This is a genomic window from Streptomyces clavifer, assembly GCF_036345975.1.
Taxonomy (GTDB): Bacteria; Actinomycetota; Actinomycetes; order Streptomycetales; family Streptomycetaceae; genus Streptomyces; species Streptomyces clavifer.
In genome coordinates, this window is the sequence record NZ_CP107793.1 from 3,210,867 (window position 1) to 3,223,363 (window position 12,497).

Consider the following 12,497-nt stretch of genomic DNA (forward strand, 5'->3'; position numbering starts at 1 on the left):
CGTCCGGCGGGGTCGGTGAGGGCTTGCACGTCATCCCGTGGTGCTTCGGCCGCAGGTCGGGCACCGCCGGCGCGAACCGATCCGGCGACGGCGACGGCGACCTGCGAGAAGACCGGAGAGATGCCACAGAGGGCGTGGGACACATCGATGCGTCGGGGTCTGCCCTGATCGAACGAAGTTGAGAACTCGGGGAAGGGGAGACAAGCACGCGGAAGCTCCTGGCGGACTCGTGACCTTGGCCGTGAATCCGCCCACCAGGCGCTCTCTTCATGCCTGCCGCTGCGGCTGCCGGCCCAACCACCCGCGGGGTCGACAGAGTTCACCGGCCCTGAACCGGCGAATCACCGCCGCCCTCGAACGTCTCGCACCCCTCCCCAACCCCGACCGGCCCGCAACGTCCACCGTCCCGACGACAACATCACCCGCCCCGGGCAGTGGAACCCGGCGCCCACCCGATGCGACAGGCGGGCAGCCGACCTGCTCACCATCAACTCCGGAAAGCGAAAGGACCCACCGACTCCATCGGCGGGGACCTTCACGAAAGATCGAGGCAGGGCTCCGGTGATCAGAGTCCCGGCCTGTAGCGGAAATGATGCTTCGGCAGGTGTGTCACACTCTCCTGCTCTGCCTTGCGAGATTCGATTGAATTTGGCTCATGCTGTCCTGCCATCCCGCCATCTCGTCGATGATTTTAGTGAGCAGTATCGAACGTTCCCGCCCTGGCATCTGATCCTGCTGATTAAAGGAATGGCCCCGCCTGCTGATTTTTTCTTCCAGCCTTTCGGCAGAACGGCTTATACTCAGGAAGGCGTTCAGGAGTTCATCGTCACGGTCCGTCCACATGCGGCGCCTGTCATGCTTCAGCGACTCCATACCTTGAGCGTTGTAGTCGGCTTGGGCGCGAAGCTCCGCCACGCCGCTGTGGAGGCGCGTCATCTTGTCCCCGACGTGCTTGAGGTCGAGCTGGGAGTAGGACCCGTATGGGTCGTCGATGTTGTAGGGGACTCCGAAGTTCTGGGCAATGTCCATCACCTCGTGGAGAGTGTGGTAGGCGAATTGGGTTGTGTGGTCGAAATCGGTCCGCCAGAAGGCGAAAATTCCCCAGCCGAGCGCTGCGATTTCCTCTGGCGACGCTCCACTGGAAGCCGCCATCTTGAACATTCGAGCGGCCGTGTACGACTGGCCGGCCCAGACCGGCCTGTCCCTCGAACGCGCCAGCGTTGTCGTAGGAGAGTTCTCGTTCCGAGTCGAGGCGTGAGTCTTCGGCTCTCCCCTGTCGTTGACCTTTGGCGCTCCGTTCGCATGCAGGAGCGGGTTCTGCCCCCGGTCCACCGAAGTGACCCGGCGTCCTCGGTGGTCGAAACCTGTCGTGCTCTGGGAGTCCTGCGCATTGATCTCGGGGACTGCCTCCTTGCCCTTCGTCGGAGGGGTGTGGCGCGAGTGGCCGAAATACTCCGAAAGGTCGTGCAGGGCAATCATCTTCTCGCGCAGTTTGAAATTCTCCGGCTCCTTCATCACCTCATACAGACCTCCGCGTTCCAAGATCTTGGCGTCGAGATGCGTGCCCCTGAAAGCTGGATTGATCCCACCGTCAAAGTGGGTGATATATGCGCCGACGGGACGTCCGGCCTGACCGTCGGGGTCCCTCTTTCCGTTCTCCACGCGTTGTGATTCCACGTGCGCCAGACCGGTTTTGAGCTCCTTCTTCATGACGTGGATTTCACGGTCATCCATCATTCTTGTCTCTTGCACAGCTTTGGTGTAGCGATACATGCGCCTCAACAGAACGTTCAAGTACCGATCCAGGTTGACGTCCACATGCATGGCCTGGGCGTTATTCTTCTCACGCCTCCTGTTATCCTTCGCATAAACCCAACCCATGAGGTTGCGCGCAAGTTCCGTGTAATTGTTTACCTGAATGTCATGGTTCTTCCGGCCGAAGTCCTGATTCTTTCCGACTATGCCTTGCAGGACTGGATGGTAATAATTTTTGGCCCCGATGGGGTTGACGATGATCTTAGCCAGCTGCCATTTGATTCTTTGAGCCTCGTTGGCGAACTTTGCGCGCTCCTGCGGAAGAAAGTCGTTAGCCGCCTGATTGTTGAAAAAATAGGTGACCTCGTCCGTCATTTGCATCAGGACTTGTTGATGGAAATTCGGGGCAACGGTAGATATCTTCCTGTTGTACTCTGCCGTGAAGTCCCTGTCGCCGACCTTGAGTGCACGCTGCACGCCCACCGCATCCGAATGTGCGCTGCCACAAGAATCTGCCTCCTTGCGCGAGACAGTCGGACCGCTGTTGCTTCCCGACTCCGCCGAGGGAGCCGGAGCGCTCATAACGCGCTCAGCGGTTGCGTCCGCCGCAACCTCCGACGGACCGTCCACCTCTGAAACGCTGACGTCACCTCCGTATGGGACAGACTTGAAGGCCGAGCCCTTCTTGTTCTCTACGTAATGGGCAAGCTCGTGGGCAACGACTTTCTTGTCCTGATCAAATCCCTGATTGAACACTACGTGATTTTTCACAGTGTAGGCTTGCGCCTGCAGTTCATTCGCAGAATGTGCCGCCTCGCGGCCTGTGTGAAAGCGCACGCCGCTGAAGTCTGCCCCATCACCGAAACGGGTTTCCATCTCCTCGCGCAGATCGGGGCTCATACGCTCCCCTGTCGAGCGGAGCACCTTGTGAATAGTCATTGGCTGCTCGGCTTCGGTGTTCCTCTCCACCTCTTCATCGGCGCGAGCTGCCAGTTCGGCAGAGCGGTGGATAAAATTACTCACTGCCGCATTACCGGCGCTGCGCTGCAGAGAAAAGATGTCACCGAAATCGCTCATTCCCACCGAAGAGCCGGACCGGGGCGTCCGCTCCCTCAGCGGAGCCTCCGTTCCATCCAGGGACCTTTGTACGTTTTCGTGTCCACAACCAGCGGAATGCTGATGATCGTCGCGACTCGAACTGAAGGCAGGGACTGCCCTGGATCGCTGTACCAAAGTCGTCACAGCGCTATTGCCTGCGAGCCGCTGCAGTGCGAGCAACCCCGCTGGGGCCTGTGCGGACTTCTGCGCCTGAGCAGGGGTTCGACCCACGTTCACCTGCTGTTTTGCCTCTTCAAGTGAGCCCATAATCCGTCTCCCGTACTGTCTGCCGATCCTTTATGGCATGCGTAGTACGGGATGGCGTCCATGCGGAAGGGCCAACAGGGCAAAGGATCGGGCAGCCCTGCAGCTGCCTCGGCGCCCGTCCTTCGAGTGAGCGATGGCGCGTGCGAGGCGACGGTGCCGCTCACCCGGAGGACCTGAGCTGCTTCCAACCTGTCTGCGACGGCCGCCGGTTGGGCGGTACCGCAATGCGACAAGGCTCTTCGCAGGAGGTGTCACGACCAAGATCCACCGTGCCCCACCAGACGCTTCGCGTGCTTGTCCCCCGTCGTCGACTGATCTGTCCAGCCGCACCGTGCGGTACCTGAGTGTTCGGCCGCGTGCCCGGGGGCAGGAGATCGGCACGTGCCGGCAGCGTCCGCCCGCAGGCCGACAGGCCCTGCTCACCTGCGATGCGGAGATACCTGTGCCGGCTCGCCGCCGGGTTCCGCATCGGCATCGCGACGGGCTATCGCTTCATACGTCAGGCGGTCGACGTCCTGGTCGCCCTCGTCCCGACCCTGACCGAGGCGGTGGAGACCATCCGGACCAAGGCGTTCGTGAGCCTGGACGGCGCCCTCCTGCCGAGCTGTAGTGCTGCGCGCAAAAGGCGTACCAGGAAGCCGGCCACCCCGTCCGCGTCCCGTCCCGAGGCCGTCGGCTCAAGCGATGGACTCGCCGACACGGCAGTCAGTAGTCACGCCGAGATCCACTGCCTGGTCGAGCAAGCAAGGGCGGGCCTGAAGAACTGACGACTCCTTCAAAAAGCTCCGCTGCCGTACCAACCGCATCACCGCGATCGTCCAGGCTGTCCTCGTCCTCCCTCACGCGCCGGCGTGAGGTTCGGAAGGGCTCACTGGCGCCTGAACGTCCACCGCCCGGGGAGGAAAGCCCCGCAGCGGTCACGCCTGCCCCCGAGACACCGCCGCGTCCTCACCGACGTTTCGCGTCGAGCCGTTCATCGCTGTTCCATATGCCGGGCGTGACTCCGACCGGTTCGAAACGGGTGCCCGGGTCGTTGCTGCGGAGCAGCAGAAGAAGCGGCGCTGGAATTCCGCAGCGTGGCGGGGGCCTGGCCGCCGACGATGTCCTGAGGGGAACAGACTTCCGGAACACAAGCGGCCCGAACCGCCCACGGAGCCGCCGCGCTCCTGGATCGGCTTCCACGGCCCCGACGCGGCCGTACTGCCTCCGCATACAGGGCCCGGACAGCAGAGAGACCGTTCCGAGACCCCGGACCCGAGGGCCGGGACCAGACACACCCGCTGAGAGCTCAGGAGCCGCATCTCAACCGAACATGACCGCTGAGTTTTCGCTGTTCAGGCATGGTTTCGCTCCGAGGGTGGCGGCGGTCCCGGATTCGACGCCTGGTGCAGCTTCTCCCAGATCCTCAGCAGCGCGTTCATGTCCTCTTCGTCCAGAACGCCAGCGAAGTGCTGGTCAATGGCCTGCTCGAATGTCCGCGAAACAGCGTCGGCGTAGCGCCGTCCGGCGTCGGTGAGGCTGATGAGCGAGATTCGCCCGTCGGTCTGATCGGCTGCGCGAGCGAGGTGTCCCGCGTCGATGTGCTCCTGCACGATCCGGGAGGCGCGGGTCGGACTGACACTCACAAGGAGACGGGCCAGCGATCGCATCGCCTGGGGCTCGGACTCTCGGAGGCGGCAGAACACTTCGAAGGCGCTGAAGGTGATGTGGTGGCGCGCGGTCAGGAGGGCGTCTATCCGCGCAGTCAGGGCTGCGTGGGCATAGATCAGGGCGAAGAAGCCGGCGAAGCGGGGCTCGGAGAGTTCCAGCGGTGGGGTCTCGGAGCGCGTCATGAGGCGATCTTACTCTGAGAATGCGCACTGAACAAGATGCGCGCGCACGCATCTGTTAGCGTGGTGTTCGTGGCCGGTTCTCGGTCCACATCGAGAAAGGAGACCAAAATGAGTGCACGGATCGCGGTCGTGGCTGGAGCTGGAGGAGGACTCGGGCGAGCGGTGGTCTCGGCGTTGCGGACGGCGAACCTGCGGGTCGTCGCGATCGACCACAACGAGGAGGCGTTGCGCGTGCTCGGACCTGAGGTTCACCAGATCGCAGCGGACCTCTCGACGCCGGAGGGCGCCAAGTCGGCGCTGGCGCGCGTCGAGGCGGAGGTCGGCGCGCCGAGCGTTCTGGTCAACACGATCGGGGTCTATACGTTCGGCGGCGTGATGACGATCACGCCCGAGCTGCTTCGCCAGCAGGTCGACCTCAACGTCGGCGCGGCAATATGGCTGACGCAAGCCGTGGTGCCGCACATGCAGCAGCTAGGAGAGGGCGTGATCGTCCACACCGCGGCCGAAGCGGGGGTCGAACCGACCGACGGTCTCACGGCCTACAGCGTCAGCAAGGCGGCGACCGCGCACCTGACACGGGTGCTCGATGTCGAGCTGCGGCCGTTGGGGATCCGTGTCAATGCGGTCCTTCCGCGCCTGATCGCCACCGAAGCGAACAAGGCGGTACTCCCGCCGGAGCTGCTCGCCACCGCCTCAACCCCTGAAGCGGTCGCCGGGGCGATCGCGCTCCTGGTCAGCGAGGAGGCGGCTGCCGTCCACGGCGCACTCGTGCCCGTCAACGGCTAGGCGCTGTTTCTCGGATCATGTTCTGAGTCAGATGACGAGGGCTGCGAGGGTGACGGTGCCGAGGTAGATGTAGGCGCGTTTCTCGTAGCGGGTGGCGACGGCGCGGAAGCTTTTCAGGCGGTTGATTGCGCGTTCGACGGTGTTGCGTTTCTTGTAGCGCTCGTTGTCGAAGCTGGTGGGTCGGCCGCCCCGTGATCCCCGGTTCTTGCGGTGTCTTTGCTGGTCGAGGCGTTCTGGGATGGTGTGCCGGATTCTCCGTCGTCGCAGGTAACGACGGTTCTTCCGAGAGGTGTAGGCCTTGTCCGCCAGGACATGGTCGGGCCGGGTCCGGGGTCGGCCGACTCCGATACGGGGCACGGAGACCTGCTCCAGCACTCGCTCGAACTGGGGCCCGTCACCGTAGTGTCCGGGTGTCAGGACGAGGGCGAGGGGCCGGCATCGCCCGTCGGCGGCAAGGTGGATTCTGGTGGTGAATCCGCCGCGGGAGCGTCCCAGACACTCGCCGATCTGACCACTTCCTCCAGCCGGACCGTCAGGTTCCTCAGCACTGGATCGACCTGGTTTGTCCCCCCAGTGATCCCCTTTTGAGGAGCTGCGACCGCCGGCGCCTTGCGCGCGCCGGCGGCGTGCTGGTGGGCCCGCACGGCTGTCGAGTCCCGAGAGCCGCCGCGATGTCCTTGGCCCGCATCGCCTCGCCCCCCGGCTGGTCCTGCAACACGTTCAGGATCCGCTGGTTGTCCAGCGAGAGCACCGACGCCGACAGCTCCTGACGCCAGGGCGGCACGATCACTCCCGGGACCGGTGCGAATGCCGGACCGGCGAGAACGGCGGGCGCCACCTTTTCTCCGCCCGCGGCCTCCGTCGCTGCAGCACTCTCGGCGGCGGACTCGGCCAGGGCATCGACGAACTCCTCTCGCGCGATCACCCGCCGGTCCAACTCGACCTCGCCCGCCTCCAGGGCCGCGGCCGCACGGGCCGCCTCCTCCCGCAGAACCTCGACCCGCTCACGAGCACAAGCCTCCCGCGCTTAGAGCAACCCCGACATCGACGTCATCGCGCACCTCTCGATGATCAGACGGAATAAAGACGCGAGATCTCTCCCACCCCGACACATCGGGCCGAGCACCGCCCGGCGACCGCATCCGAGACCGACCGCGCTCGGACACCGCCTCGAACAGGCCCCGGAAACGCCAAGATCCCGCCCGATCAATGAGATCGGACGGGATCTTGTGAACTTTTCCTGAGCTAACCCAAGAACAGTTGTGTGCGGTGGACCTGTGGGGATTTGAACCCCAGACCCCCTCGATGCGAACGAGGTGCGCTACCAGACTGCGCCACAGGCCCTTGCAACGAGTGAAACTTTAGCACCCTCACCGGGGTGCTCGGAAATCCGTATCCCGCAGGTCAGGCGAGTCGGCCTCTCCACGGTCTCATTCGTTGGCCGCGCGGGGCCGGTCCTCGCCGTCGTACTGGTCGAAGAGCGGGGTCCGGCCGTGGTCGCGGGTGCGACGGGGCTGCGCGACGCGGCGGCGCGGTGCGGGGTCCGCCTCGGGTACGACGGGGTGCGAGGTGCCCGTGGGCTCGGCCTGGCTGGAGCGGGCCGCGCTCCAGGTCTCCGGGTCGCCGACCTCCACCCCGCCCGAGGCGCGCGGGGCGACGGGGGCCGTGACGTAGGTCGGCAGCGGGACCGGAACCGGCTCCCAGCTGTCACCCTGGGCCGGACCGCGTTCGCGCTGCTGGTCCACCCACTCCGCATGGTCCGTCTGCTCGACGAGGGCGCGGCGGCCGGCCTCCTGCGGGGAGACCGTCGGGGTGGGCGCGGGGTGGCGCCCTTCGGGCTCCTCGTCGGGCTCGGCGGGAGCCGTCGCCGCGGGCTGGTGCCTGCGGGGCCGGTTCTCACGGAGCCGCTGCGCGGCGACCTCGGCCCTGCGCCGGTCCATGGTGAAGACGAACCGGCGGCGCTCCTGCGCACGCAGATGCACGATGTACGTGCTCAGCATCACAGCCGGAACCGCGGGCGCCCACAGGAAGCGGAGCCCGCCGACCGCCGCGACGACCGCGCCGAGCGTGAACGCCAGGAACAGGACGGTGGTCGTGCGCCGGCGGCGCGCCAGGACCTGCGAGCGGCGGGCCCGCCGCTCGCGCTCGGTCTCCGCACCGGAGGCGCGCGGGCGGCGGGCGGGTGCCGGCTCCGCGCGTGGGCGCTCCACGGCCGGACGCCCGGAGGCCGGACGCTCGGGGGCGTCCGGCGTCGGGTCGCTCAACCGGGCTTCGGTGTGTGCCGGGGGCGCGGAAAAGGCCCGGACGTCGACGGAATCCAAACGGTCCGTGACGGCATCCGGGTCCACGTCACCAGGCGCCTCCCCGGCATCGCGCTCCTGCAGCTCCTTGGCGTACCGGCGCTCCATGGCCGCCCGTCCGGACAGCAGCCGGATGGCGGTGCTGAAGCGTTCCGTCGGTCGGGCTTCATTGAGCTCGTCCTGCCTGCGGAGCCACATCGGCACCAGGTAGGCGGCCCAGGCACCGACGATGACTGCGTAGATGAGGCCGCTACTGCTCACGCTCACACCGTAGAGGGGTTTGCACGGCAGCATCCGCCAATTGGCCCGGCGTGTCGCACGATCAGGCTGATATCGCTGACTTTTTTCGCGATTCTTCGGATCAGCACTCGATGCGAGTGTGCTCGTTAGCGGTCACCGAGCGATCAATTTCGAACACCTATTTCATTTCCTCTGGTGTGTGGGGCGTACCCGGCCGCACCCTGCGCCAACGCCTGAGCAACCCGTCGGGCGCTTCCTCCGCGGTGAGGGCGAAGATCAGGTGATCCCGCCACGCGCCGTCGATGTGGAGATAGCGCGGACGCAGCCCCTCCTCACGGAATCCGAGCTTTTCCACGACGCGGCGGCTGGGGCCGTTCTCGGGCCGAATGCACACCTCGATGCGGTGCAGCCCGACCGTGCGGAAGCAGTGGTCGACGGCCAGCGCCACCGCCGTCGGCATGACGCCGCGGCCTGCCACCTCCCGGTCGACCCAGTAGCCCACATGGCCCGAGCACATCGACCCCCAGGTGATCCCGGCCACCGTCAACTGCCCGACGAGACGGCCCTCGCACTCGATGGCGAAGGGCAGCATGCGACCCGCGTTCGCCTCCGCGCGCAGATGGCGGATCATCTGACGGTAGGTGGGACGCTGGGCCACGGGGCCGCCGGGGGCGGGTGGCGGGACGGTCGCCTCCCAGGGGCGCAGCCAGTCGCGGTTGCGGCGGTTGACCTCGCGCCACATGCGCTGGTCACGCAGCTTTATCGGGCGCAGGGTGATCTCGCCGTCGGTCAGGATCACCGGCCAGGTGGGGACGTTCAGCTCGGGCTCCCCGGTCGGGGGTGGTCGCCGCCGCGCAGCTGGTCGACGGCGTGCACCAGAAGCCTGCCGAGGACGGCGAGCCCGTCGCGCACGCCGCCGGTGGAGCCGGGGAGATTCACGATGAGGGTGTTGCCCGCGATGCCTGCGAGGCCGCGCGAGAGTGCGGCCGTGGGGACCTTGTCCCGGCCCTCGGCGCGGATCGCCTCGGCGATGCCGGGGATCTCGCGGTCGACGACGCGCAGGGTCGCTTCCGGAGTCAGGTCGGTGGGCGAGATGCCCGTCCCCCCGGTGGTGACGATCACGTCGTAGCCGGCTGCCGCACCGGTCCGCAGAGCCGCCTCCACGGGGTCGCCGTCCGGCACGACCTGCGGGCCGTCGACGGCGAACCCCAGGGCGGCGAGCCCTTCGGCGATGAGCGGTCCGCCCCGGTCGGCGTAGACGCCGGCCGAGGCCCGGTTGGAAGCGGTCACGACCAGGGCCGCGTACGGGGCGGTCGGGGCCCCGCCGGACCCCGCCCCCTCACTGTCGGGCGAGGTCATGCGTCCTCCCCCTCCGCTGCGGGGCGCCGGTAGTCACCGGATGCGCCGCCCGACTTCGCCTCGACCCGGACGTCCGTGATCACGGCACTCTTGTCGACCGCCTTGATCATGTCGATCACCGTCAGAGCCGCGACCGACACGGCGGTCAGGGCCTCCATCTCGACACCTGTGCGGTCCGTCGTCTTCACCGTGGCCAGGATCTCCACCGCGTCGTCGGCGACGGTCAGGTCGACCTTGACGCCGGAGACGGCGAGCGGATGGCACAGCGGGATCAGGTCCGGGGTGCGCTTGGCACCCATGATCCCGGCGATGCGCGCCGTGGCGAGGGCATCGCCCTTGGGGACCCCTTCGCCTCTGAGGAGTTCGACGACGCGCGGGGACACGAGGACCCGTCCGCTCGCCCGGGCGACGCGTGTCGTGACGTCCTTCTCCGACACATCGACCATGCGGGCCGCGCCCGCCTCGTCGATGTGCGTCAGCCTGTTCTGCGTACTCAACTCACTCCGCCTAGCGGTAGGGCGCCGGTTGCCCGCCCGGCCCGCACCGAAGTGCGGGGGCCGGGGGTCCGGGGGCCTCCCCCGGTAAGGCACAGCGCCAGACACCGTACCGCCACCGCGTCGAAGTCAGCGGAGGAGGATCACCCGGGTCTCCGTGCCGGGCTCGGCGGAGGTGACGTCCTCGGGCAGCACGATCAGCGCGTCCGCCTGGGCGAGGGCGGCGATCAGGTGCGATCCGGGGCCACCGACGGGGGTCACCGTGCCCGCCTCCGCGTCGTACGTCCCCCGGAGGAACTGCCGCTTGCCGGAGGGCGAGGTGAGCGCCTTGTCGACGTTCAGCGTGGCCCCGACCGTCGGGCGGTGGACGTCCTCGAGACCCATCAGGGCCCGGATCGCCGGCCGGACGAACAGCTCGAACGAGACGTACGAGGAAACCGGATTGCCGGGCAGCGCCAGCAGCGGCGTGTGGTCGGGACCGATCGAACCGAAGCCCTGCGGCTTGCCCGGCTGCATCGCGAGCGTCCGGAAGTCGATGCCGCTGCCGGGTTCGTCCTCGTCCCCGACGGAGGACAGTGCCTCCTTGACCACGTCGTATGCGCCGACGCTCACACCGCCGGTGGTGACGATGATGTCGGCACGGATCAGCTGGTCCTCGATCGTGGCGCGCAGCGTCTCCGCGTCGTCGGCGACCGCGGGGACGCGGTAGGCGATGGCTCCGGCATCCCGCGCGGCGGCCGTCAGGGCGAAGCTGTTGGAGTCGTAGATCCGGCCACCGGTCAGCTCCTCCCCCGGCTGCACGAGCTCGCTGCCGGTGGAGAGCACGACGACGCGCGGGCGGGGCCGCACCTTCACCGTCGAGCGGCCGATCGCGGCGAGCAGTCCGATCTGCGGCGGTCCGACGACCGAGCCGGCGCGCAGCGCCAGGTCCCCGGGCCGGACATCGCTCCCCCGGGCACGGACATGGGCCCTGGCCTCGACGGGACGGTGGACCCGCACCTCGCCGCTCGCCCCCTCCGGTGCGTCGCTGTGGGCGCGCATCGTGGAGGCGGGGCCACCCCCCGTACCGCCGTCGGTCCACTCGACGGGGACGACCGCCTCGGCGCCCGCGGGCAGCGGGGCGCCGGTCATGATGCGGGCTGCCTCGCCGGGGCCGACCGACCGGCCGTCGGCCAGCCCGCCGTCGCCCGCCGCGACGTCGCCGATGACGGTGAGGACGGCGGGGAACTCCTCGCTGGAGCCCTCGAGATCGGAGACCCGGACCGCGTACCCGTCCATCGAGCTGTTGTCGAAGGGCGGCAGGGCCACCTCCACCACGACGTCCTCGACCAGGACGCAGCCCTGGGCGTCGGGCAGTTGCAGCTCGATGGGTTCGAGCGGCCTCACCGCGGCGAGGATGTCGTCCAGGTGCTCGTCCACCGACCAGATCGTGCTGCTCAAGCTGTTACAACTCCTCGTTGACGTAACTGCGCAGCCAGGTCCGGAAGTCCGGGCCCAGGTCCTCACGTTCGCACGCGAGCCTGACAATGGCACGCAGATAGTCGCCCCGGTCACCGGTGTCGTAGCGGCGGCCCTTGAAGACGACGCCGTGTACCGGGCCACCGATCTTCTCGTCCTCGGCCAGCAGCTGGAGTGCGTCGGTGAGCTGGATCTCGCCGCCGCGGCCGGGCTCGGTGTGGCGCAGTATGTCGAAGATCGCGGGGTCCAGCACGTAGCGGCCGATGACGGCGAGGTTGCTGGGTGCGTCGGCCCGGTCGGGCTTCTCCACCAGGCCGGTGACCCGGACGACGTCGCCGTCGGCGGTGGCGTCGGTGGCCGCGCAGCCGTACATGTGGATCTGCGCCGGGTCGACCTCCATGAGCGCGACGACGCTGCCGCCCTCGCGCTCCTGGATCTCGACCATGCGGGCGAGCAGCGGATCGCGCGGGTCGATCAGGTCGTCACCGAGGAGGACGGCGAACGGCTGGTCGCCGACGTGCGGGGCGGCACACAGGACGGCGTGACCGAGGCCACGCGGGTCGCCCTGACGGACGTAGTGCATGGTGGCCAGGTCGCTGGACTCCTGCACCTTGGAGAGCCGCTCGGCGTCTCCCTTGCGGGTCAGCGCGGACTCCAGCTCGTAGTTCCGGTCGAAGTGGTCCTCCAGGGGACGCTTGTTCCGACCGGTGATCATCAGTACGTCGGAGAGGCCAGCGGTGACGGCCTCCTCGACGACATACTGGATGGCGGGCTTGTCGACGACAGGCAGCATCTCCTTGGGAGTGGCCTTGGTTGCCGGCAGGAACCGGGTGCCGAGACCTGCAGCTGGAATGACAGCTTTGCTGATCCTGGGGCGCGACTGATTCATGCGCAGAACTGTATCCGGT

At 67.4% G+C, this 12,497-nt stretch carries 9 protein-coding genes, 1 tRNA gene and 2 pseudogenes; 2 read left to right on the forward strand and 10 right to left on the reverse strand.

All coding sequences use genetic code 11. The features are described 5' to 3' along the window. Positions 1 to 609 precede the first annotated feature (609 nt). Positions 610 to 2,832: an eCIS core domain-containing protein gene (locus OG927_RS13760; protein ID WP_330320233.1), complete on the reverse strand. Its 2,223-nt coding sequence runs from the start codon at positions 2,830 to 2,832 to the stop codon at positions 610 to 612. Between the two features lie 550 nt (positions 2,833 to 3,382). Here OG927_RS13760 and OG927_RS13765 point away from each other — a divergent pair. Continuing rightward, positions 3,383 to 3,975, forward strand: a pseudogene (locus tag OG927_RS13765) (IS5/IS1182 family transposase). A 479-nt stretch (positions 3,976 to 4,454) separates the two neighbouring features. On the opposite strand, the gene OG927_RS13770 reads toward OG927_RS13765, so the two are convergent. After that, a complete protein-coding gene (locus OG927_RS13770; RefSeq protein WP_056799278.1) occupies positions 4,455 to 4,952 on the reverse strand; it encodes a MarR family winged helix-turn-helix transcriptional regulator in 498 nt (165 codons plus the stop codon). Between the two features lie 108 nt (positions 4,953 to 5,060). Here OG927_RS13770 and OG927_RS13775 point away from each other — a divergent pair, with 108 nt between their 5' ends. Beyond that, positions 5,061 to 5,738, forward strand: a complete 678-nt coding sequence (locus OG927_RS13775) for an SDR family NAD(P)-dependent oxidoreductase (RefSeq protein ID WP_124282078.1) — start codon at positions 5,061 to 5,063, stop codon at positions 5,736 to 5,738. 27 nt (positions 5,739 to 5,765) lie between these two features. Here OG927_RS13775 and OG927_RS13780 read toward each other — a convergent pair. From OG927_RS13780 to galU, 8 genes and pseudogenes are all read right to left on the reverse strand, one after another. Then, positions 5,766 to 6,394 (reverse strand): annotated as a pseudogene (locus tag OG927_RS13780) (IS5 family transposase); the annotation flags it as partial. Positions 6,395 to 7,008: 614 nt separating this feature from the next. Beyond that, positions 7,009 to 7,082, reverse strand: a tRNA-Ala gene (locus OG927_RS13790). Between the two features lie 86 nt (positions 7,083 to 7,168). After that, positions 7,169 to 8,299, reverse strand: a complete 1,131-nt coding sequence (gene sepX, locus OG927_RS13795; protein ID WP_435879971.1) for a divisome protein SepX/GlpR — start codon at positions 8,297 to 8,299, stop codon at positions 7,169 to 7,171. A 157-nt stretch (positions 8,300 to 8,456) separates the two neighbouring features. Beyond that, a complete protein-coding gene (locus OG927_RS13800; RefSeq protein WP_209470315.1) occupies positions 8,457 to 9,077 on the reverse strand; it encodes a GNAT family N-acetyltransferase in 621 nt (206 codons plus the stop codon). Between the two features lie 17 nt (positions 9,078 to 9,094). Then, positions 9,095 to 9,637 carry a MogA/MoaB family molybdenum cofactor biosynthesis protein gene (locus tag OG927_RS13805; protein WP_209470314.1) on the reverse strand — a complete coding sequence of 181 codons (543 nt, stop codon included), beginning with the start codon at positions 9,635 to 9,637 and terminating at the stop codon, positions 9,095 to 9,097. Further along, complete coding sequence (gene moaC / locus OG927_RS13810) at positions 9,634 to 10,134, reverse strand: cyclic pyranopterin monophosphate synthase MoaC (protein ID WP_124282073.1); 501 nt, start codon at positions 10,132 to 10,134, stop codon at positions 9,634 to 9,636. The genes OG927_RS13805 and moaC overlap by 4 nt, the downstream gene beginning before the upstream one ends. A gap of 126 nt (positions 10,135 to 10,260) precedes the next feature. Next, complete coding sequence (gene glp / locus OG927_RS13815) at positions 10,261 to 11,571, reverse strand: molybdotransferase-like divisome protein Glp (protein ID WP_056799297.1); 1,311 nt, start codon at positions 11,569 to 11,571, stop codon at positions 10,261 to 10,263. A 4-nt stretch (positions 11,572 to 11,575) separates the two neighbouring features. Continuing rightward, a complete protein-coding gene (galU, locus tag OG927_RS13820; protein ID WP_056799302.1) occupies positions 11,576 to 12,478 on the reverse strand; it encodes a UTP--glucose-1-phosphate uridylyltransferase GalU in 903 nt (300 codons plus the stop codon). Between the last annotated feature and the right edge of the window lie 19 nt (positions 12,479 to 12,497).

Bases quoted from the DNA above. Each gene is read 5' to 3' on its own strand.
- OG927_RS13805 (WP_209470314.1), bottom strand. From the start codon at position 9,637: ATGACCTCGCCCGACAGTGAGGGGGCGGGGTCCGGCGGGGCCCCGACC.
- OG927_RS13775 (WP_124282078.1), top strand. From the start codon at position 5,061: ATGAGTGCACGGATCGCGGTCGTGGCTGGAGCTGGAGGAGGACTCGGG.
- OG927_RS13760 (WP_330320233.1), bottom strand. From the start codon at position 2,832: ATGAGCGATTTCGGTGACATCTTTTCTCTGCAGCGCAGCGCCGGTAAT.
- OG927_RS13770 (WP_056799278.1), bottom strand. From the start codon at position 4,952: ATGACGCGCTCCGAGACCCCACCGCTGGAACTCTCCGAGCCCCGCTTC.
- galU (WP_056799302.1), bottom strand. From the start codon at position 12,478: ATGAATCAGTCGCGCCCCAGGATCAGCAAAGCTGTCATTCCAGCTGCA.